The 21,205-nt window shown below is 70.4% G+C and carries 21 protein-coding genes; 10 read left to right on the top strand and 11 right to left on the bottom strand.

The features are described from left to right. Positions 1-32: 32 nt before the first annotated feature. The 5 genes from ACZ7CD_RS02505 to ACZ7CD_RS02485 all read right to left on the bottom strand — a co-directional run bounded on the left by ACZ7CD_RS02505 (position 33) and on the right by ACZ7CD_RS02485 (position 2,606). Positions 33-470, bottom strand: a complete 438-nt coding sequence (locus ACZ7CD_RS02505) for a DUF4395 domain-containing protein (protein ID WP_360396771.1) — start codon at positions 468-470, stop codon at positions 33-35. Between the two features lie 73 nt (positions 471-543). Next, positions 544-615: a putative leader peptide gene (locus tag ACZ7CD_RS02500; protein ID WP_355300619.1), complete on the bottom strand. Its 72-nt coding sequence runs from the start codon at positions 613-615 to the stop codon at positions 544-546. An 85-nt stretch (positions 616-700) separates the two neighbouring features. After that, positions 701-1,120 (bottom strand): thioredoxin family protein, encoded by a 420-nt coding sequence (locus tag ACZ7CD_RS02495; RefSeq protein WP_470378204.1) that lies wholly within the window; start codon positions 1,118-1,120, stop codon positions 701-703. Then, on the bottom strand, positions 1,117-1,953 hold the full coding sequence (locus ACZ7CD_RS02490; protein WP_458430023.1) for an LmeA family phospholipid-binding protein: 837 nt from the start codon (positions 1,951-1,953) through the stop codon (positions 1,117-1,119). The genes ACZ7CD_RS02495 and ACZ7CD_RS02490 overlap by 4 nt, the downstream gene beginning before the upstream one ends. Beyond that, on the bottom strand, positions 1,950-2,606 hold the full coding sequence (locus ACZ7CD_RS02485; protein WP_470369867.1) for an alpha/beta hydrolase family protein: 657 nt from the start codon (positions 2,604-2,606) through the stop codon (positions 1,950-1,952). Before ACZ7CD_RS02485 ends, ACZ7CD_RS02490 begins: the two co-directional genes overlap by 4 nt. 240 nt (positions 2,607-2,846) lie before the next feature. On the opposite strand from ACZ7CD_RS02485, the gene ACZ7CD_RS02480 reads away from it, so the two are divergent. The 7 genes from ACZ7CD_RS02480 (at position 2,847) to ACZ7CD_RS02450 (ending at position 9,790) form a co-directional block, all read left to right on the top strand. Beyond that, the gene (locus ACZ7CD_RS02480; protein WP_360396779.1) at positions 2,847-3,599 is read left to right on the top strand and encodes a response regulator transcription factor; all 753 of its coding nucleotides are present in this window, start codon (positions 2,847-2,849) and stop codon (positions 3,597-3,599) included. 10 nt (positions 3,600-3,609) lie between these two features. Continuing rightward, entirely contained in the window at positions 3,610-4,485 is an 876-nt protein-coding gene (mshD, locus tag ACZ7CD_RS02475; protein ID WP_470373016.1) for a mycothiol synthase, read from the top strand. Positions 4,486-4,683: 198 nt separating this feature from the next. Continuing rightward, positions 4,684-5,790: a phosphate ABC transporter substrate-binding protein PstS gene (gene pstS, locus ACZ7CD_RS02470; protein WP_360396781.1), complete on the top strand. Its 1,107-nt coding sequence runs from the start codon at positions 4,684-4,686 to the stop codon at positions 5,788-5,790. Positions 5,791-5,823: 33 nt separating this feature from the next. Next, positions 5,824-6,888: a phosphate ABC transporter permease subunit PstC gene (gene pstC, locus ACZ7CD_RS02465; protein WP_360396783.1), complete on the top strand. Its 1,065-nt coding sequence runs from the start codon at positions 5,824-5,826 to the stop codon at positions 6,886-6,888. Then, a complete protein-coding gene (gene pstA / locus ACZ7CD_RS02460; protein ID WP_360396785.1) occupies positions 6,885-7,799 on the top strand; it encodes a phosphate ABC transporter permease PstA in 915 nt (304 codons plus the stop codon). The genes pstC and pstA overlap by 4 nt, the downstream gene beginning before the upstream one ends. A 10-nt stretch (positions 7,800-7,809) precedes the next feature. Further along, positions 7,810-8,586: a phosphate ABC transporter ATP-binding protein PstB gene (gene pstB, locus ACZ7CD_RS02455; protein WP_470373017.1), complete on the top strand. Its 777-nt coding sequence runs from the start codon at positions 7,810-7,812 to the stop codon at positions 8,584-8,586. 10 nt (positions 8,587-8,596) lie between these two features. Then, positions 8,597-9,790, top strand: a complete 1,194-nt coding sequence (locus ACZ7CD_RS02450) for a hypothetical protein (RefSeq protein ID WP_470378203.1) — start codon at positions 8,597-8,599, stop codon at positions 9,788-9,790. A gap of 16 nt (positions 9,791-9,806) precedes the next feature. Here the strand turns inward: ACZ7CD_RS02450 and phoU are convergent, their stop codons facing one another. The 5 genes from phoU to dusB all read right to left on the bottom strand — a co-directional run bounded on the left by phoU (position 9,807) and on the right by dusB (position 16,807). Continuing rightward, on the bottom strand, positions 9,807-10,472 hold the full coding sequence (phoU, locus tag ACZ7CD_RS02445; protein WP_360396791.1) for a phosphate signaling complex protein PhoU: 666 nt from the start codon (positions 10,470-10,472) through the stop codon (positions 9,807-9,809). Between the two features lie 72 nt (positions 10,473-10,544). Next, entirely contained in the window at positions 10,545-13,946 is a 3,402-nt protein-coding gene (locus tag ACZ7CD_RS02440; RefSeq protein WP_470378202.1) for an LCP family protein, read from the bottom strand. A 301-nt stretch (positions 13,947-14,247) separates the two neighbouring features. Next, a complete protein-coding gene (locus tag ACZ7CD_RS02435; RefSeq protein WP_470378201.1) occupies positions 14,248-15,093 on the bottom strand; it encodes a GGDEF domain-containing protein in 846 nt (281 codons plus the stop codon). 141 nt (positions 15,094-15,234) lie between these two features. Next, entirely contained in the window at positions 15,235-15,687 is a 453-nt protein-coding gene (locus tag ACZ7CD_RS02430) for a hypothetical protein (RefSeq protein WP_360396797.1), read from the bottom strand. Beyond that, on the bottom strand, positions 15,680-16,807 hold the full coding sequence (dusB, locus tag ACZ7CD_RS02425; protein WP_470378200.1) for a tRNA dihydrouridine synthase DusB: 1,128 nt from the start codon (positions 16,805-16,807) through the stop codon (positions 15,680-15,682). The genes ACZ7CD_RS02430 and dusB overlap by 8 nt, the downstream gene beginning before the upstream one ends. Before the next feature lie 167 nt (positions 16,808-16,974). Here dusB and ACZ7CD_RS02420 point away from each other — a divergent pair, with 167 nt between their 5' ends. Then, complete coding sequence (locus ACZ7CD_RS02420) at positions 16,975-17,652, top strand: DUF4241 domain-containing protein (protein ID WP_360396801.1); 678 nt, start codon at positions 16,975-16,977, stop codon at positions 17,650-17,652. 59 nt (positions 17,653-17,711) lie between these two features. Continuing rightward, positions 17,712-18,194 carry a DUF6328 family protein gene (locus ACZ7CD_RS02415; protein ID WP_470378199.1) on the top strand — a complete coding sequence of 161 codons (483 nt, stop codon included), beginning with the start codon at positions 17,712-17,714 and terminating at the stop codon, positions 18,192-18,194. Here the strand turns inward: ACZ7CD_RS02415 and ACZ7CD_RS02410 are convergent. Continuing rightward, positions 18,159-18,863: a hypothetical protein gene (locus tag ACZ7CD_RS02410; RefSeq protein ID WP_470378198.1), complete on the bottom strand. Its 705-nt coding sequence runs from the start codon at positions 18,861-18,863 to the stop codon at positions 18,159-18,161. The two genes, ACZ7CD_RS02415 and ACZ7CD_RS02410, sit on opposite strands and share 36 nt — an antisense overlap. Before the next feature lie 380 nt (positions 18,864-19,243). Here ACZ7CD_RS02410 and ACZ7CD_RS02405 point away from each other — a divergent pair, with 380 nt between their 5' ends. Next, positions 19,244-20,641 carry an MDR family MFS transporter gene (locus tag ACZ7CD_RS02405; protein WP_458430032.1) on the top strand — a complete coding sequence of 466 codons (1,398 nt, stop codon included), beginning with the start codon at positions 19,244-19,246 and terminating at the stop codon, positions 20,639-20,641. The last annotated feature ends 564 nt before the right edge of the window (positions 20,642-21,205 follow it).

Here is a 21,205-nt window from a genome sequence, read left to right as displayed (position 1 = left end):
GAAGTTGCTCCCATTTAAGGTTCAGTGCTTGTTCATTGGGGACGGGCGAGGGCGGGTGCGTACCGGCGCAGCAGCAGGTACATCTCGCACCCGAGGCACAGGCCGAAGGCGGCGTTGAGGAACGCGGCGACCAGGGCGAGGCCGGTGGCGACGGTGCCGAACGTGGGGTAGCCCGCTGCGTAACCGACGGTGCCGAGCAGCGCGAACACGAAACCGACGCCCTGGGCGAAGCGCAGCGGGGCCGCTTCCTCGCGTTCGGTGGTCGGGGTGATGCGCGGCTGGACGGCGTACCGGTAGACGTGGCCCCACGGGTTGAGCTTCAGCGAGATGAACGCGCACATCGCGAAGAGCACGGTCTGGGCGGCTAACAGGCGCCACCAGCCGGTGAGCAGCACGATCGCGAGGACGACGGTGGTCATCCAGGCGGAGAAGCGCGGTCCGCGCGGGTCTACAGGGGCATCTTGGGGCACGACGACCTCCGGACATTCGGACGAGGGGTGATTCAGTCCGTCAGAGGTGGCTGGTGGGCGTCAAGCGGCCCAGTCAGCTCGTCGTGCGACACAGGCTGCTGCGCACGCGGCACAGATCAACCGCGCGTCGCTTCGTGAGCAGCATGGTCATGCCAGCGAGGGTAGTACCCGATCCCTCGGTCCGGGAGATATGTCCATCAGGTGGAACAACGCAGGTTCACTCAACCGGACTAGGCCGATTGCGCGCCCAGATGTGGGCGCAACGCGGCCAGCAACGTGTCCCGTTTCGGCACCCCGCCGACCCGCAGCACCTCGGTCCCGTCGGCGGTCAGCGCCAGCGTCGTGGGCGTGCGCATCACGCCGAGCCGTGCGGCCACGTCCGGCAGGTTCGTCACGTCCAGCTCGGCGTGCGTGAGGCCGTCGGTGCGGTCGGCGAGGTCGCGCAAGATCACCTTGGCGTGCCGGCACGGTGCGCAGAACGTGGTGGAGAGCTGGACCAGCGTCACGCCCGGAGCGAGCAGTGCGCGCACGGGCTCCGGCAGGTCGACGGCCCGCGCCGGCTCCTTGATGCGGCCCTCGCGGACCTTGAGCAGCACGCCGATCGCACCGGCCACCGCCAGCGCGCCCAGCAGCGCCCACACCCCGGTCATCGTCCGGCCAAGGGTACGTCCGTGACGATGCCGCTCAGGGTGAACGCGCCGTTCTCCACCTCGACGGCGGTGGGCTTCGCACCGAACGGCAGCGCGCCGGGGTCGATCTTGATCGCGAGTGCGTTGCGCAGCTGCGGGACGAGCTGCTTGAGCGACGCGTCCTCCAGCTCGATGTCGTCGACGGTGATCTGGATGGCGCCGTCGACGAGCGCGATCTGGCCGTACGCGGCGACCGTGATGGTCTTGCCGGCGAGGTTCGTCTGGCCGGACAGCTTGATCGCGGCGGTCGTCTTCTGCTTGGGCGTCTCCGGTGCCGCGGGCGTCGGAGTCGTGGTGGTCACCCGGTTGTCCGGCTCGATCGACAGCTTGTCGAACGGCGTGACCTGGTTCGCGAGCCGGTTCAGGTCGAGCGCCTTGATCCGCACCTTGCCGTCGACCTGGTCGATCGTGGCCTTGGAGACGTTGCCCGCCAGCAGGTCGCCCAGCTCGACGCGGGTGTGCAGCAGGTCGGCCTCGACGTCGAGGTCGCGCAGCTCGATGTCCTTCTGCTCGTCCTTGATCGGCACGCCGTAGGCGTCGATCTCCACGCGCTGGTAGTCACCGCGGATCGCCTGCAGCACGAACGGGAAGCCGCTGATCCGGACCGACGGGTCCTCCTTGAGCTGCAGCTTCTCCCGCATCCGCTGCGCGATCTGGTACTCCGCCGCCGCGGCCAGTGCGAAGTCGGCGGCCACCAGCAGCACACCGAGCACGAGCACCGCGATCACGAGGAACTTGCCGCGCCGCGACTTCCGCTTCACCTTGCGCGTCTGTCCAGAGTGCCCTGCAGTCATCCCTCGTCCTCGACGTTGCCGGCGGTCCAGGCCGCCATCCGGTCTACCAGGTCAGGAGTCGTCGCCGATTCCGCGTGCCGCATGCCCGGTTCCAGCCACAGCCGCGCATGTCCGGAGGACGCGCGGTGCAGCGACTTGGCGTGCTCCGGTCCGAAATAGTGGTCCAGCTCACCGTGCACGAGCAAAAGCGGGGTCGGTGCGATCCGCGAGACCACCTCCAGCGGGCTCTCGGGCACCTGTACCCACGGGTCACCGAGCCGAACCCCCATCGCACGGGCCGCGAGCTTGCCGTGCGGCTGTTCCAGCAGCCAGTGGACCCGCCGCATCGGCGCGGTCTCCCGCGACCACCACCGCGCGGGCCCGCTCACCGCGACCACGGCGTCCGGCTTCGCCTCCCCCAGCGCCGCGTGCCGCACGACGATCGACGCGCCCATCGAGAACCCGACCGTCGCAACGCGGGTGTAACCCAGTTCACGTGCCGTCCGGACGGCCGCCTCCACGTCGTGGACCTCGTCGGCACCGACCGTGCAGCGCCCGCCGGACTTGCCGTGACCCCGGAAGTCGAACGCCACGACACCCCCGTGCCGGGCGAACCGGGCGAGCACCCGTGCCACGTAGGGCTTGGTCACGTTGTTCGTGAACCCGTGTGCCACAACGAAAGCGAGGGGGCCTTCACCCTTGTGGTGGACGCCGTGCAGACGCACGCCGTCGTGTGACATGGATGTAACAGGCGTGACGCTTGTGGAAACAACTGTGAGCACGGCTTCTTGACCTGGGACTTTCTCGGGGTGCACCGGTATTGTCTCCGTCATCCGCAGGCAACGGGGCCCGGTCACCGTACGCCGCTGGTCTGGTCGTGGTGACCGACCACGGCCGACTTGGAGGGCGCCGCGATGAGCATCGACGTGCTTCTGCTGACGACAGACCCCGACCCGGAGGCGGTGCTCCCGGCTCTGGCGCTGCTCCCGCACGCGGTCCGCCCGCTGCGTCCTGAGGTCTCCGCGCTGCTGGAGGCGGGCCCGCACGACATCGTGCTGGTCGACGCCCGCACCGACCTGGTCGGAGCGCGGTCGCTGTGCCGCCTGCTCGACTCGTCCGGCGTGGACGTCCCGGTCGTGGCCGTGGTCACCGAGGGCGGCCTGGTCGCGGTCAACTCCGACTGGTCGGTCGACGAGATCCTGCTCCCGACCTCCGGCCCCGCCGAGGTCGACGCCCGCCTGCGCCTGGTGCGCTCGCGCCGCGGCACCACCCAGCCCGGTGGCGACGGCGCGCTGCAGCTCGGCGACCTGGTGATCGACGAGGCCACCTACACCGCGCGCCTCAAGGGCCGCCCGCTCGACCTCACCTACAAGGAGTTCGAGCTGCTCAAGTACCTCGCGCAGCACGCGGGCCGGGTGTTCACCCGCGCGCAGCTGCTGCAGGAGGTCTGGGGCTACGACTTCTTCGGCGGCACCCGCACGGTCGACGTCCACGTGCGGCGCCTGCGCGCCAAGCTCGGCCCCGAGCACGAGGCGCTGATCGGCACCGTGCGCAACGTCGGCTACAAGTTCGTCCGGCCGCCGCGCCCCGGCTCGTCGCGCCGCGCGTCCGATGTGGAGATCGCCGACTCCGTCCGAGTCCTGGATGACGAGTTGATCGCGCGGTAGGTTCGCCGGTGTGGCGCAACTGAGCTGGTTCGACGAGCTGACGACCGACCAGGCTGCGGAGGTCGCGCAGCTGCTGACCGCCGCGGAGGCGACCGACGGCGTCGCCCCGGTGGGCGAGGCGGTCAGGCTGCGGATGCGGCCGGGCGCCACGGGCAGCAGGCACCTGCTCGCCCGCGTCGACGACCGGCTCGCCGGCTACGCGCACCTCGACCTGCTGGGCGACTCCGGCGGCCACCAGGTCGCCGAGCTCGCCGTGCACCCCGAGCACCGCCACCGCGGCGTCGGCGCCGAGCTGGTGTCCGAGCTGCCCGCGCGGAACCTGCGGATCTGGGCCCACGGCGGCCACCCCGACGCGGACCGCCTCGCGGGGAAGCTCGGTTTCGACAAGGTCCGCGAGCTGCTGCGGATGCGCCTGCGGGTGCAGGACGACCTGCCGGAGCCCCGGCTCCCCGAGGGCGTGGTCATCCGGGCGTTCGTGCCCGGCAAGGACGAGGCCGCGGTCGTCTACGTGAACCACCGCGCGTTCGACTGGCACCCCGAGCAGGGCGCGATGTCCATCGAGGACGTCCGCGCGAAGGAGCAGGAGCCGTGGTTCGACCCGGCCGGGTTCCTGCTGGCGTTCGACGCGGAGGACCGGCTCGTCGGCTTCCACTGGACGAAGGTGCACACCCCCGAGCTCGGCGAGGTCTACGTCGTCGGCGTCGACCCCGACCGGCAGGGCGGCGGCCTGGGCAGGGCGCTGACCCTCGCGGGCCTGCGGCACCTGCGCGACCAGCGGGTCCAGGAGGTCATGCTCTACGTGGAGTCGGACAACACCGCGGCGGTGCGGGTCTACACCAAGCTCGGCTTCACCCTGTGGGATGCCGACGTCCAGTACGCGCGGTAGTCAACGTACCGTCACAAAACGCATACGCGCTGGTCACGCAGTCACTCTTTCGGCCGTGTGACCCGTCACTTCCCGTTCGGTGTTCACCTCCCGTTCACCCGGTCTAGGTGGTCTGTCCACTCTGGCTACCTACCTTCCGAAGCGAGCGGCGACGTCCGTCGCGAAACCGCTAAAGCTTCCGCAAGGTGGAGGACCAAGGTGAAGATCCAGCGGCACGGCGCCGTGCTCGGCCTCGTCGCGGCCAGCGCGCTTCTGCTCGGTGCGTGTGGTTCCGACAACAACACGGGCGCGGGTGGCAGCACGAACACGCCCGCCGCCTCCGGTGTCGAGTGTGGCGGCAAGACCAAGCTGAACGCCGAGGGCTCTTCCGCCCAGAAGAACGCCGTCGACGCGTTCGTGCAGGCGTACCAGGCGGCTTGCCCCGGCACCGACCTCGCCTACAACCCGTCCGGCTCCGGTGCCGGCGTCAAGAACTTCAACGCGGGCCAGGTCGACTTCGGCGGCTCTGACTCCGCGCTGAAGGAGGGCGCCGAGACCGAGGCGGCCGCCAAGCGCTGCCAGAGCAACCCGGCGTGGAACCTCCCGCTGGTGTTCGGCCCGGTCGCGGTCGGCTACAAGGTGTCCGGCGTGGACAGCCTGGTGCTGGACGCCAAGACCACCGCCGCGATCTTCTCCGGCGCGGTCAAGAAGTGGAACGACCCGGCCATCAAGGCGCTGAACGGCTCCGCGAACCTGCCGGACAAGGACATCGCGGTCATCTACCGCTCGGACGAGTCGGGCACGACCGACAACTTCCAGAAGTACCTGAAGGTCGCCGGCGGCTGGACCAAGGGTGACGGCAAGCAGTTCAAGGGCGGTGTCGGCGAGGGCAAGGAGAAGTCCGCCGGTGTCGCGCAGGCCGTCGGCTCCATCGACGGTGCGATCACCTACGTCGAGTGGTCGTTCGCGCAGGACAACAAGCTCTCGATCGCCAAGATCGACTCCGGTGCCGGTGCGGTCGAGCTGACCGCCGAGTCGGCCGGCAAGGCCATCGACGGCGCGAAGGTCAAGGGCGAGGGCAACAACCTCGTCCTCGACCTCGACTCGATCTACGGCTCCAAGGCCGCCGGCGCGTACCCGCTGCTGCTCGCGACCTACGAGATCGTCTGCTCGAAGGGCTACGACGCCGACACCGCGAAGGCCGTCAAGGCGTTCCTCACGGTCGCCGCGACCACGGGCCAGCAGCAGCTCGCCGACGCCGGCTACGTGCCGCTGCCCAAGGCGTTCCAGGACAAGCTGCTGACCGCCGTGAAGGCGATCGCCTGAGGTTGATGCGAGACTTCGACCAACGCTGACGCGATGAACGATCCCGTCGTGGCCAAGCGCCCCGCCCGCACCGGTGCCGCCGGTGCGGAGCGGGGCGTTGCGGCTGCTCCCCACGCCTCGGAGGCTCCGATTCCCCCGACACCGGAAGCTCCAGAAACCCCTAAGGCACCGCACGTTCGGCCCGGTGACCGCATCTTCCGCGGCCTGGCGACGGGGTCTGGTGTCTTCATCGTCGTCCTCATCGGCGCGATCGGCCTGTTCCTGATCCTGCAGGCCATCCCGTCGCTCGGGCTGGACAACGTCAACTTCCTGACCAGTCGCGAGTGGAACACCACCGACCCGTCCAACCTGCGGTTCGGCATCCTGGACCTCACGCTCGTCACGGTCGTGGTGGCGGTGCTGGCCCTGCTGATCGCCATGCCGATCGCGCTGGGCATCGCGCTGTTCCTCACCCAGTACGCGCCGCGCAACCTCGCCCGGCCGTTCGCCTACGTCGTGGACCTGCTCGCCGCGGTCCCCTCGATCGTGTTCGGCCTCTGGGGCCTGTTCGTGCTCGGCCCGGTGCTCTTCCCGTTCTCCGAGTGGCTGATCTCCAACCTCGGCTGGATCCCGCTGTTCGCCAAGGGCAACGTGAACGTCCAGCTCGGCGGCACCATCTTCACCGCGGGCATCGTCGTCGCGGTGATGATCCTGCCGATCATCACGGCCGTCACCCGCGAGGTCTTCGAACGCACGCCCACCATGCACGTCGAGGGCGCCATCGCCCTCGGTGCGACCAAGTGGGAGGTCGTGCGCACGACGGTGCTGCCGTTCGGCAAGGCCGGTTACGTCAGCGCCTCCATGCTCGGCCTCGGCCGCGCGCTGGGCGAGACGATCGCCGTCGCGATCATCCTGAGCACGGCCACCCAGTCGTTCGGCTGGTCGCTGTTCGACGGCGGCTCGACCTTCGCCTCGAAGATCGCGCTGGCCGCGCCCGAGTTCAACGACCCGCGCTCGGCAGGCGCCTACATCGCCGCCGGTCTGGTGCTGTTCGTGCTGACCTTCGTCGTCAACGCCATCGCGCGCTCGATCGTCGCCGGCCACAAGGAGTACGAGTGAGCACCAACCTCGCCGACCCCACGCGGCTCGCGACGCCGCCGACGTTCCAGTCGGTCAGCGTCTCCCGCCGGCTCAAGAACGGCCTCGCCACCACGCTCGTGTGGGGCGCGTTCGCGGTCGCGATCATCCCGCTGGTGTGGGTGCTCTACACCGTCGTCCAGCGCGGCTTCCCGGTCATCCTCGACGGTGACTGGTGGCAGAAGTCGATGTCCGGCCTGCTGGCCCGCCAGCAGGGCGGCGGCGCGTACCACGCGATCTACGGCACCCTGGTCCAGGGCCTGATCTGCGCCGTGATCTCGGTGCCGATCGGCATCATGGTCGCGATCTACCTCGTCGAGTACGGCGGCCGTTCGAGGCTGGCCAAGGCCACGACGTTCATGGTCGACATCCTCACCGGTGTCCCGTCGATCGTCGCCGCGCTGTTCGTCTACACGGTCTGGATCACGTACTTCGGCCTCGGCCGCAGCGCGCTCGCCGTGTCGCTCGCACTGGTGCTGCTGATGGTGCCGGTCATCGTGCGCACGACCGAGGAGATGCTCAAGATCGTCCCGGACGAGCTGCGCGAGGCCTCCTACGCGCTCGGCATCCCGAAGTGGAAGACGATCGTCAAGATCGTCATCCCGACGGCGCTCTCCGGCATCCTGACCGGCATCATGCTGGCCCTCGCCCGCGTCATGGGCGAGACGGCACCGGTGCTGGTGCTCGCGGCGTACGCGCCGTTCATCAACTACAACCTGTTCGACGGCCCCATGGCCTCGCTGCCGTTGATGATGGTGAACGAGCGCAACAACCCGACGCAGGCGGGATTCGAGCGCATCTGGGGCGCGGCGATCACGCTCGTCGTCCTCATCACCCTGTTCAACCTCCTGGCGACCGTGATCTCGCGGGCGCTGGCGCCGAAGACGAAGTGAGCGGGCGGACATGGCCAAGCGACTCGACATCAAGGACCTGAACCTCTTCTACGGCAAGTTCCACGCCGTCGAGAACGTCTCGCTCGCGGTGCCGCCGCGCAACGTGACCGCGTTCATCGGTCCCTCCGGTTGCGGCAAGTCCACGGTGCTGCGGTCGCTGAACCGCATGCACGAGGTCGCGCCCGGCGCCCGCGTCGAGGGCAAGGTGCTGCTCGACGGCGAGGACATCTACGCGTCCACTGTGGACCCGGTCGAGGTGCGCCGCACCATCGGCATGGTGTTCCAGCGGCCCAACCCGTTCCCCACGATGTCCATCAAGGACAACGTGGTGGCCGGTCTGCGGCTCGCGGGCGTGAAGAACAAGAAGGAGCTCGACGAGGTGGCGGAGCGCTCGCTGCGCGGCGCCAACCTCTGGAACGAGGTCAAGGACCGCCTCGACCGCCCCGGCGGCGGCCTCTCCGGTGGTCAGCAGCAGCGCCTCTGCATCGCGCGTGCCATCGCGGTGCAGCCGGACCTGCTGCTGATGGACGAGCCCTGCTCGGCCCTGGACCCGATCTCCACGCTGGCGATCGAGGACCTGATCACGGAGCTGAAGAAGGAGTACACGATCGTCATCGTGACCCACAACATGCAGCAGGCGGCGCGCGTGTCGGACCAGACCGCGTTCTTCAACCTGCTCGGTGTGGGCCAGCCCGGTCAGCTCATCGAGGTCGACGACACGGAGAAGATCTTCTCCAACCCCGGCCAGAAGGCGACCGAGGACTACATCTCCGGCCGGTTCGGCTAAATTGCCGGGCGTGAGCCCGCAGAGCAAGTCCCGCAAGAAGAAGCAAGGCAAGGCACCCGGCCGCCGGCCGGAGCAGCAGTCCCCGTACGGGGCGCTGCTCGAGTCGGCGGCCGTGCTGCGTTCCGAGTCCTGGTTGCTCGCGGACGCCTGGGCGAGCGAGGTCGTGGCGTCGCTCTGGCTGGGGTCCTGGCGGTTCCCGGAGCCGGCCGAGGCGTTCGAGTCCGAGCACGGGAAGCTGGTCGCGGGGGTGCTGCGGGCCGGTGGTGAGGCCGCGCTGACCGCGTTGCGCGCGCTGTCCGGTGTGTCGTCCGGCGAAGCGGCCGTCGAGGCGGCGGAAACCCTTGCCGCGCAGGGCGTTGCCGAGCCGTCGTGGTTCATCGCCGGTGCGGCGCTGGAGTTCCGCGAGGCGTTCCTCGTCACGAACCTGCTCGGTGACGTCGAGGTCGTCGCGGTCACCCAGGAACGCGCGGGTGCCGTGGAGACCGTGCTCTTCATGCGGCAGCCGGTGCTGGGCGCCACCGCGATCGAGCTGTTCGCGACCCCGGACGAGGGCACCACCGCGTTGCTGGAGGACATGATCTCCTCCGCGCCGGGTGCGTTCCGCGACCGGATCACGCCGATGAGCGCCGAGGAGGCGTTCAGCCGGGTGTGGCCCGACATCGAGCTGTTCTGGAACGAGGAACCCGACGAGGAGGCCGAGGCCGGTCTGCTCGACGACGACGAGGAGGCGCGGCACCCGATCCAGCTCATGGCGCTGGCCGAGGCACGGGTGCGGGCGCTGGTCCCCGACGACTACGAGATCCCCGAGCGGCCCGACCGGACCGACGAGGTGGTCGAGGCGTTCCTGGCGTCCGAGCACGCCACCGCGCTGCCGGACGCGGAGCTGGCGAGGGCGGTCGCGCGCGTGCTCGCCGGGGAGGCCACCGACCAGGACCGCGACCCCGTGGCGTACGGGCCCGCGTCGCTGACCGGTGTGCTGATCCTGGCCGTGGCGGCCCGGCTGCACGTCTCGGACGAGGACCTGGCACTGCTGCCGGACGTCGTGCGGGCGTGGGCGTACTTCACCGCGGACGCGCGCGATCTGCCGCGCGAGGAGGCGCGCGCCGCCTGGGACGCGGAACTGCCCACCGTGCTCGCCGAGTTCTCCGAGGCCTACGCCGATCCGGAGCTCGAGGCTGAGCGCGACGGGCAGCTGCGCGGGTAGCCGTACCTGAAGTTTTCTAGAGGTCGTCGTCGCCACCGTAGCCGGGCATCCGGCCGGTGACGACGAAGACGGTGCGCTTGGCGACCGACACGGCGTGGTCGCCGTAGCGCTCGTAGAAGCGGCCCAGCAGGGTCACGTCCACGGCGGCCGCGACACCGTGCTGCCACTCCTTGTCCATGATCACCGAGAAGAGGTGGCGGTGGATGTCGTCCATCGCGTCGTCCTCCTCTTCGAGGGAACGGGCGCGGGCGACGTCCCGCTCGCGGATGACCAGGGCGGCCTCCGTCGCGAGCTTGACCGCGATCCGGCCCATCTCGGTGAAGTACGGCTGGACGTCCTCGGGGATCGCGGACGCGGGGTGGCGGCGGCGCGCGGCCTTCGCCACGTGCAGCGCCAGGTCGCCCATCCGCTCGACGCTCTCGGCCGCGTGGATCACCGCGAGCACGGTGCGCAGGTCGGTCGCGACGGGGGCCTGCAACGCGAGCAGCGCGTAGGACTGCTCCTCGATGCTGGCGCGGACGTCGTCGACCTCCTGGTCACCGCTGATGACCTGCTCCGCCAGACCGAGGTCGGCCTGCAGCAGGGCAGCGGTCGCGTTCTCCATCGCCTCAGCGACCATGCCGGTCATGTCGGCCAGTCGTTCGGCGAGCTGTTCTAGCTGGTCGGTGTAGGCCTCGCGCATGGGGCTCAGCCTACGGTGCGACCATCGCGGCAGCGACATGCCCGAGTGAACCGCGGGTGAACCCCAGGCGAATCACTTCGCGCAGGGGTCCTGGCCCGCGTTCACAATGGACAGATCACCCTGGTTGCCCGCGCTCTGGTTCTGGTTCTGCGCGGGGGCGTTCCCACCCGTCTTCGGGTCGACCACCTTGTCGTCGAAGTCGGAACCGAGGACGAGCATCACCGCGCCACCCATCTCCGGGGCCTCCACCAGCTCCGCCTTGGGCACCGCGGCCCGCAGCGTCGCCGCCTTGTCCTCGAAACCCCTGGCGTAGCGGATGGTCGTCTTCGCGGCCCGCTCCGTCGCGTCGCCCTTGAAGGACACCTGGAAACCGACGCCCTGCAACGCGTCCGCGGTGCGGCCGGCAACACCGTCGTTGTCCGGGTCGCCGTTGAGCACCTGGATGAGGACGCTCTTCGGGTCGATCACCGTGCCCTGCTTGGGCGCGGAGCTCTGCTCACCCGGCTTCTGCTCGGCCGGCTTCTCCAGCGGCAGCGGCGTTCCGTCGATGATCGACTGGAAGAGCCTCTTGACGCCGTCCTTGTCCAGCCGCTCGATGTTGTCGTCCGGGATGTTGATGAGCTTGTTGTCGTCGGTCCAGTGCGGCATCGTCACGAACGACACCCGGCCGGCTTCCAGGCCCTGCAACGACTGCCCGAGCTCCAGCAGCTGCGCGACACCGATGTTGTCGCCGACCGTCGACCTCGTGAAGGCCTTGATGAAGTCGTTGAGCCTGCTGGGGTTCAGCAGCACCTCGCTCGACAGGGCCGTGCGCAGCATCGAGGACATGAACTGCTGCTGCCGCGTGATGCGCGCGAAGTCCGAGGCGTCGTCGCCCTGGACGTAGCGGGCGCGCACGTACTGCAGCGCTTGGTCGCCCTTGAGGACGTGCTTGCCCGGCTTGTCGATCACGACGCCGATCTCGTTGTCCTTGATCGGCTTGGACGTGCAGATCTCGACGCCGCCGACGGCCGTGGCCATCTCGCGGAAGCCGTTGAAGTCGATGCTGACGAAGTGGTTGATCTTGAGACCGGTCAGCTGCGTCATCATGTTGGCGACGCACTGCGGTCCGCCCTCGGCGTAGACGCTGTTCGCCATGACGTCCTTGGCCGGTGCCAGCGCGTCGCCGTACTCGCCGTTGTCCGAGTTCCAGCTGCGGCAGTCCGGCCGGTCGACGCGCACGTCCCGCGGCAACGACACCACGACCATCCGCTTCCGGTCGGCCGGGATGTGCGCCAGCATGATCACGTCGGACCGGGCGCCCTTCTCGGTCGCCGTCGTGCCGACGTTGTCGCCCGCCTTCGCGCCCGCCCTGGTGTCCGAGCCGACCAGCAGGAAGTTCTCGTCACCGAGCTGCTTCTCGGCCTGCTGCACGGCCTGCGAGTTGCCGCCGAGCGCGTCGATGTCCCTGAACTGCGAGTCGGCCCACTGCATCGCGCCCCAGCCGATGCCGGTGGACGCGAACACCACGGCCGCCGCGGCGATAGCACCGACCTTCGCCGTGCGCATCAGCTTGCGCTGCTGCGGCGTCCGTCCGGCCGGACCGGCCTTCTGGTCGTCCTCCGCGCCGACGACGACGGGGTCGGCGAACTGGGTCGCCTCCTCGTCCTCGCCGTCACCGTCGTTGAGCCACGGCATGAGCTTCGCGCGGCGTTCCTTGCGCTGGCGCTCCTGTTCGAGCAGCTCGTCGTGGACGGCCGAGAACCGCGCGAGCGTGTGGTCCACCTCGCGGCGCTTCTTGACCTCCTCGCCGATGGCCTCCATCTCGGTGGTCAGGCTCATCGGGTCGATGTCCTCGCGCCGTTCCACCTTGGCCACACCCGCCGGGGCGATCTGGGTGGCCTCGGGGCCCTTGTCCTGCGTCGCGTCGTCCTCGGGGGCACCGGCGGGCCGGTCGGCGACGTCGCCGCCACCGAGCCGGTCGGAGACACCGCCGGGAGCGGGCCGCGGCGCGCTGGACTCCGCACGCGTCGGCATCGGGTGCCGGCCGGTCACGTCCCCGGTCACGGGCCGCTCACCCGGAACGGGCGGACGCGGGATCCGGTTCGCCGAGGGCGCCTCGCCGGGGAGCAGCCTGCGCGGCGCACCCTCCGGTGCCGGGGGCACCGCGTTCGGGTCGGGGCGCCGGATGCTGTTGGACGACGGTGCGTCGCCGGGGTGCCTGCGCGGGCCGCCCTCGGGAGCGGGCGGGCGCGGGATGCCGTTGGAGGAGGGCACGTCGTGCCGGAGCGCCTCACCGGGAACCGGTGGCCGCGGGATGCCGGTGGACGAGGGCACGTCGTGCCTGCGCGGTCCACCGTCGGGCGCCTCACCCGGAGCGGGCCTGCGGCCGTCCGGTGCGGGCGGACGCGGGATGCCGTTCGACGACGGCGCGTCGCCGGGAGCGAGCCGCCGGGGCGCACCACCGGGACCACCGGGGCCGTCGAGCCGGCGCTGCACGCCCTCGGCGTCCGCGGGAGCACCCGGAACGGGACGCCGCATCGTGCCGCTGGGGGGACCGTCCTGGCGGCGCGGCGCACCGGTCACGTCACCGGGCCGGGCCGCGGGGTCCGGGCGCCGCTGCGCACCGGTCGCCTCGCCGGGCCGGGGTCCGCGCGGGACGCCGTTCGGGTCTGCCGGGGGCTCCGGTCGCCGGACCGGTCCGTTCGCGTCACCGGGACGCACGCCCGGTGCGTCGGCCGGCGGAACGGGACGGCGCACCGCACCGCTCGCCTCGCCCGGCCGCATGCCGGGAGCCGGTCGCCGCGGGGCGCCGTTCGCGTCCGGCCGCGGTCGCATCCCGGTCTGCTCGCCGACGGGCGGCGGGGTCTGCGCGGGCCGCGGTCGCGTTCCGGTCTGCTCACCGGTGGGCGGTGGGGCCTGGGCAGGTCGTGGGCGCGTTCCGGTCTGCTCGCCGACGGGTGGCGGGGCTTGCGCAGGTCGCGGTCGCGTTCCGGTCTGCTCACCGGTGGGCGGCGGGGTCTGCGCAGGTCGTGGGCGCGTTCCCGTCTGCTCGCCTGCGGGCGGGGTCTGCGCGGGCCGCGGGCGCGTTCCGGTCTGCTCGCCCGGACGGACACCGCTCTGCGGCGGTGCCGGGGGCGCTGCCTGCGGCGGGTTCCGGTCCGGTCGCGGCCGGGCACCGGTCTGCTCGGCACGACGGTCACCCGGCGCCGGGCGCGCGGGCGCACCGTTCTGCTCGGGTTCGGGCCTGCGCCGCCGACCGGTCTGGTCGGGTGCCTGGCCACCGGTGAAGCCCTGCGGCGGAGCGGGTTGCCGCTGGTCGGCGGGCGGCTCCTGCAGCGAGCGGCGGCCGGTGGCCGCGGGCGGGTTCTCTGGCAGAGCACGCCTGCCGGTAGTGGAAGCGTCGGGCGAGCCGGGCGGGACGGGCCGGGGGATGTCCGTCCTGCTGTGCTGCTCGATGAGGTCCGAGACGCTCAGGCCCCCAGAGCCATCCATCGAGCGACGTCTACGGCCGGTCGGCTGGTCGTGCTGGGGATCCTGATCACCGCGGGAAGAGGGGCCGCCACGTCGGGGGTCGTCGGGCACCCAATCTCCCTTCTGGGTCAGAAGCGCTTTAGCGGTTCGCTATTACGAGTTGACGACGACCGGGACACAAGGGTTGCATCACCGGGCGTGTCAGTTGCGCCCGCGATACTACGGATGTAGCCGTCTTCTGACGACCACTCCGGGTGATACGAGTTCGATCTGTACGCGATTACGCGCAGTCCGCTTGCCCTGAACGGGTGAGCTGGGTCACTCAGCAGTAACCGAGAACACGTGTTTCAGCGACGGCACGCCGCCCGGAAGCGGCACCGGCGAGGCGAACCCGGCCGTCCGAACGGTACGCCACGGCGTTGCGGCCCGACTGCTTGGCCGAGTACAGGAGGCTGTCGGCGCGCAGCAGCTGCTGCTCGGCGCTGACCGGTGGCCGCTGCGGAGCCTCGTCCGCTGGCGGTTCGTAGGCGAGACCCGCCGAGACCGTCACGCGCAGCCCGGGAGCGATCTCGTCCCAGGGGTGACGCTCGACACGTTCTCTGGCCTTCTCGGCCACCTCGACGGCCGACGCGGCGTCCACCCGCGGCAGCACGAGCACGAACTCCTCGCCGCCGTAACGGGCGCAGAACGCACCTTCCGGCAACCCCTGCTGGAGCAGCTCCACCACGCGCTGGAGCACGCGGTCGCCGAGCAGGTGGCCGAAGGTGTCGTTGACCTGCTTGAACCAGTCGAGGTCGATCAGGGCGATGGCGAGCCCGTGCCGGCACGCGCCGTGCTCGGCCAGCAGGTCCATCAGCCGCTGGTCGAGGTAACGGCGGTTGTAGGAGTCGGTGAGGCTGTCGCGCAGGCTCTGCTCGCGCGCCTCCGCGTGCTCCCGGCGCAGCCGGTCGACCTCGCGGCGCAGTTGCTCGGGGACGTGCGGCTCCTCCTCCTGGTCGGCCTGGACGAGGTCGAGCGCCGAGCGCAGGTGCTGGTAGGCCTGGCGCCACTGACCGCGGGAGGCGAGCAACCTCGCGATGGACTCGTGCAGGCCGACCAGTGCGGGCCCCTGCCCGGCAGCGGCGTCGGCCGGCTCGGTCTCTGCGATTTCGGGTCGCAGCGCGGTCATCGCGATCACCTCCTTACTTGCCAGGTGTCGTCTCCGAAGAGGCGGCGCTTGAGCAAGAAGGACGGGTGGGGGCGGGATTTCCCCCGTCCGGTTGACCGGGGCCTGCTCCGATCCAGTGAGCTTGGGAGATCAACAACCCGCTCAGCCACCGGGACAGGGGGCGAACCCGTAGACCTCGTCGTCGAGGAGCACCACGTGCAGTGATCCGATCTGGCTGCCGACGACCGCGTCCTCCTGGCGCAGCGTCACCGTCACGGCGACGACGTACACGTCCCCGCGTGGGTGGGACTTCTCGCCAGGGGGTGCCCAGTCGGCGTCCATCCGAAGCGTCGACCAGGTCGGTTCGACCTTCAGGGTGGCGCCCCGCAGGTTGCAGGTCTTCTGCTTGAAGTCCGGGTGCTGGGTGTCCTTGAACAGTGCGGCCTGCTGCTCGGCACCCTCGTCGCCGGCCTTGTTGACCCGCTCGTAGTACTCGCGGAACTTCGCGCGGTCGCCGTCGGACAACGACACCGGCCGCGCCTTGCCCGCGACGGGACCGCCGCAACCCGCGAGCAGCAGCAGGGAGACCAGGAGAACCGCCGCGCGCTCAGCCACCGGAGTGCATCACGTCCGCACCGGCGGGAACGGTCGCGTCCTCGGGGTCGTCCAGCCACCCCTCCGGCAGCACGACCTTGGCGGCGGACCCCTGCCGCCCGCGCGGCCCCTCGGCGTTGGCCGGGAACGGCACGTCCGCGTCCAGCTGACCGATCAGGTCGTCCAGCTCCTGCAGGCTCGACATCATCGCGAACGCCCGCCGCGTGTCCCCGCCGACCGGGAACCCGTGCCAGTACCAGGCCATGTGCTTGCGCAGGTCGCGCAACCCCTTGTTCTCGCCGTCGTGCGCCGCCAGCAGCCGCGCGTGCGTGCGCAGGACCTCGGCCACCTCGCCGAGCGACGGCCCCGGCGGCACCTCCTCGCCCCGGAACGCCGCCTGCAGGTCGCGGAACAACCACGGCCGCCCGAGGCACCCGCGCCCGACGACCACGCCGTCGCACCCGGTCCGCGCCACCATGTCGAGCGCGTCCTGGGCGCTGAAGATGTCGCCGTTGCCCAGCACCGGAATGCTCGTCACGGCCTCCTTGAGCCGCGCGATCGCACTCCAGTCCGCCTTGCCCGAGTACCGCTGCGACGCGGTGCGCGCGTGCAGCGCCACGGCCTGCGCACCCTCGTCCTGCGCGATCCGCCCCGCGTCGAGGTAGGTCAGGTGGTCCTCGTCGATGCCGATGCGGAACTTCACCGTCACCGGCATGTCCCCGGCGTTGCGCACCGCGGCCCGCACGATCTGCCGGAACAGCTCCCGCTTGTACGGCAGCGCCGCCCCGCCGCCCTTGCGCGTCACCTTGGGCACCGGGCAGCCGAAGTTCATGTCCATGTGGTCGGCGAGGTCCTCGTCCACGATCATCTTCGTGGCCTCGCCGACGTTCTTCGGGTCGACGCCGTAGAGCTGCATCGACCGCGGGTTCTCCCCCTCGTCGAAGGTGATCATGTGCATGGTCATCGGGTCCCGCTCGACCAGCGCACGCGCCGTGATCATCTCGCAGACGTAGAGCCCGGCCCCGTACTGACGGCACAGCTGCCGGAACGCGACGTTGGTGATCCCGGCCATCGGCGCGAGCACAACGGGCGGGTCGACGGCGTAGGGGCCGATCTTGAGGGTGGGGGCGGACACGACCACCAGGTTACGGCACTGACCTGGCCGGATCTTCGCCGATGCGCGCCCCCCGCCGCGGAAGTGCCTGCTGAACGCCGATTTCCCGGAGCCCGGCCGGATCGTGGTGGTGGTGCCCCGATCGGGTGGCGTACCCCTTCTGCCAACATGCCACCTGGAAAGGAGACCGAAGCGTGGGGGCGAGTCAGCTGATCAAGACCGGGTTCGAGCTCTTCTTCGAGGAAGGTCCCATCGGCAGACCGACCGGTGGTGACGAGCAGCAGGTCATCAGCGTGCGCGAGGTCGGTTTCCTGGCCATGCCCACCGGCCGGCTGGTCGCGGCCGACCCGTTCGTGCTGTGGCCGGAGGACGCCGAGCCGTTCACCGCGACGTTCGAGCCGGGCAAGTACCCGGTCGCGGTCTCCCTGGTGTCGTGGCTCGACCGCGACGGGTTCCCCGACGTGCGCCAGGGCTACCGGGTCGCCGCCGCCAAGCTGACCGTGCGCGACGAACCCGCCTACGTCTGGGAGCCGGCCCTGGTGCCGGGCGAGCACGTGACGCCGATGCTGCCGGGCCAGCGCTTCGGGTACGAGGTCGAGTCGAGCACCGGCGCGTTCTTCGACCTCTCCGCGGCACCCGCCGTCGACCGGCTCGCCGGCGACGACCAGGGCGGCTGCGAGCTCATCGACGCGCTGAGCGCGGTCGGCGGCGGTCGCGGGCCTGCCAACGTCACCGACGTCGAGTCGGGCCTGAACGTGGTGGCGTTCTCGACCGGCTGGGGCGACGGCGTCTACCCGACGTGGGTGGGCCGCAACGCCGCGGGCGACCCGGTCGCGTTCGTGACGGACTTCTTCGTGATCAACCGGTTCTGAGGGGCTGGTTCGCCCGGTCGCCGCGTTTCGAACGGGGGTGACCGGGTACGCGGGAAGGCGTGAGCGAAGCCGAGGAGTCCGATCAGCACAGGCTCGCGCGCAACGTCAACGAGCTGCTGCAGGAGCTCCGCGTGGCGCAGGCCGGTGTGCAGATCCTGTTCGGCTTCCTGCTCTCCATCGCCTTCACCGACAAGTACTCGACCGTCGGCGCCTACGTCCGCGTCACCCACCTCGTCACCGTCCTGTGCGCCGCCATCGCCGTCGCGTTCCTCACCGCCCCCGCCGCCTGGCACCGCGTGCTGTTCCGCCAGGGCCGCCGCGAGGACGTCGTGTCGTCCGGCAACACGTTCGCGTTGGCGGGCCTGGGTTTCCTCGCACTGGCGATGACCGGCACGGTGCTGCTGCTGGCCGAGGTCGTCGTCGGCGGCTGGCCCGCGATCCTCGTGGGCGCGGTGGCGTTCCTCGTCTTCGCCGGCCTGTGGTTCGCCTGGCCGTTCGCCTCGCGCTCAACCGAGCGTGCTGACGAACGCGAGCGCCCCTAACCCCACCGCGACCGGCACCGCCAGCACGACCGCCCTGCGACTCGGCCGCGGCAGCTCGCGCAAGGTCCTGACCCCCAGCGGGACCAGCGCGACGCACAACCCGGCCGTGCCCACGACCGACAGCACCTCCGCACCCTTCAGCACCCCCAGCGGCAACAGCCCCATGGCTGCCAACGCCACCGCCCTCACCGGCCCGAGCACCCCACCCAGGTAGGCGCCCACCGCCAGCACGCACCAGCCGAACACGATCGTGAACGACAGGTGGCTGAACAGGTGCAGGTCCCCGTACCCGTCCGCGACCAGCCGCGTGGCCTCCTCGACCCCGCGGTGCCGCACCGCGCCGAACGCCGCCTGGTCCACGCCCGCGTGGAACGTCCGGGCGAACAACCCCACCGTGACCAGCACCCCGCCCCAGGCCGCCCACACCGGCCGCCGCCCCGCGACCCGCCGCGCGACCTCGGCCACAGCGGGCCACATCACCACGTGCCCGGCGAGGAACGCCGTGTAGGCCGCCGTCATCAGCCCGGGGTGGTCGGCGGCGGCCCTGAGCTGGTCGGGGAAGAAGAAGTGGAACGGCGACCGCAGCAACGTCCCCACCAGCAGCAGCACCGGCCCCAAGACCAGCGCGACACCGGCGGTCCACCCGTTCGGGAACACCTCGTCCGCCATGGTCGGCAACGCTGCCAGCGCGGCCGTTCCCCGTGATCGGACCGTGGTCCGACCGCCCGCCTCGGACCACGGTCCGAGACCGTTGTCCAAAAGATTTTTCGAGCGGTCTGTCGATCGGCGTTCCCCCAGTTCGACGTACCGGTGGGCGGACGAGCGCTGGATCTGCCGGAGGCGGAATTCGGGTGAGACGAACGCGGCGATGAGGAACACTCGGACCCACCGATGAGTTCTACCTGATCTGCCGGTCTCAACCGGCGTCGACGACGACGCCGGCGGCCTTGGCCGCGACGCGACTGTGCCAGCCAGCTACCTAGTGAGGGCCTGACATGCCTGCTGCGATCCAAGACCGACCGACCGCGCAAGCGAGTCGAACACCACTCGTGGTGCGCCTGCTGGTGCTGGCGACGTTCGTGGTCATCCTCAACGAGACCCTGATGATCAACGCGATCCCGCGCCTGATGGAGTCGCTGCACGTCAGCGAACAGGCCGCCCAGTGGGTCTCCACCGCGTTCATGCTCACCATGGCCGCCGTCATCCCGATCACCGGCTGGTTCCTGCAGCGCGTCACGACCCGCCAGGGCTACCTGATCGCGATGAGCGTGTTCATGGCGGGAACCGCGATCTCCGCGGCCGCGCCGACGTTCACCGTGCTGCTGATCGGCCGCATCGTCCAAGCCGCCGGCACCGCCGTGATGATGCCGCTGCTGATGACCACGCTGATGACCGTCGTCCCCGAACAGGACCGCGGCCGCGTGATGGGCAACGTGACCCTCGCGATCTCCGTGGCCCCGGCCATGGGCCCGGCGATCTCCGGCCTGATCCTGCAACTCGGCTCGTGGCGCCTGCTCTTCGTCGCGGTCCTCCCGATCGCCGGCGCCGTGACGTACTTCGGCCTGCGCCAGCTCACCAACATCGGCGAACCCAAGGTCAGCACGATCGACTGGCTCAGCGCAGCCCTGGCGACCGTCGGCTTCGGCGGCCTGGTCTACGGCCTCAGCCTGTTCGGCGAGGGCACCGACCACCTCGGCCCGACCATCGGCGTCGTCGTGGCAGGCGCCGCCACCATCACGTTCTTCGTGCTCCGCCAACTCCGCCTGCAGCGCACCGGCGCCCCGCTGATGGACCTCCGCACCCTGAGCCACCGCACGTTCGCCCTGGCCCTGATCCTGATGTGCGTCGCGTTCCTGGCGATGATGGGCTCGATGATCCTGCTGCCCCTCTACCTGCAGAACCTCCGCGGCCTCACCCCACTGGAAACGGGTCTGCTCCTCATGCCCGGCGGCCTCGCCATGGGCCTCCTCGGCCCCACGGTCGGCAAGGTCTACGACCGCCTCGGCAGCCGCCCCCTGGTCCTGCCCGGCTCCATCGGCATCGTGCTTTCGTTGGCCGGCTTCACCCAGATCTCCACCACCATGCCGTACTGGCAGATCCTCGCCCTGCACGCACTGCTGATGGTGAGCCTGGCCGCCACCTTCACCCCGATCTTCACCCTCGGCATGGGCGCCCTGCCCCCCGACATGTACCCGCACGGCAGCTCGATCCTCGGCACCCTCCAACAGGTCGCCGCGGCCCTGGGCACCGCGCTGGTCGTGACCGTGATGTCCGCCCGTGCCAGCTCGTTGGTGGCCGACGGGGTCGCGGCCGGTGCGGCTCAGCTGAGCGGCATGAAGATCGCGTTCGTGGTGGCGACCGTGCTGGCCGCGGCGACCATCGTGGTGGCGGTGCTGCTGCCGAGCCGGGCGTCTGCTTCGGCTGGTGGAGGTGTGGCGCACCACTGATCGTGGTTGGTTGTTGGAGGCCGACGTGCTGGTTGCACGTCGGCCTCTTTCGTTCGGTGGCGCTCTTGCGACGCGGTGCAGCATCTGGGGGTGTGGTGGGCCGCCAGGGACTCGAACCCTGAACCCGAAGAGTAAGAGCCTTCGCTTGGTGTTGTTCGTCGATCTTCCTCGACAGCGCTTACTACCTGCGCGGATGCGATCTTAATCTGAGCACTGTGGACAGTCGCTTCTCGACTTCTGTCGTCGTTTTGTGAGGGTTAAGTATGGGTTGATCTTGGTGTCCTGGACCCGCTCACACCCCTGCCATCATCCCGACACTGAGCCTCGAACGCGGCCGGTGGCGTCGGGTCAAGGTAACTCGTTCCAGCCTTGACGCGACGTTGCCGGCCGTTGTCATGCTCGCGGTGTCGGGGTGGCTCGGCCTGATGCTCGTCGAGCTTTTCGCGGCTTCGTCTGGGCCTCTTCGGTGGCAAGGCGGCGCAGCCGTCGCGGCAGTCGAGCGCCGTGCCCAGCCGGCCTGTGGTGACTGCGCTGGCGCTCGTCGGGAGTCGGGGACGCATCAGG

This window comes from Lentzea sp. NPDC036949, from assembly GCF_055608075.1.
This window is presented reverse-complemented; position numbering and strand designations above follow the sequence as displayed.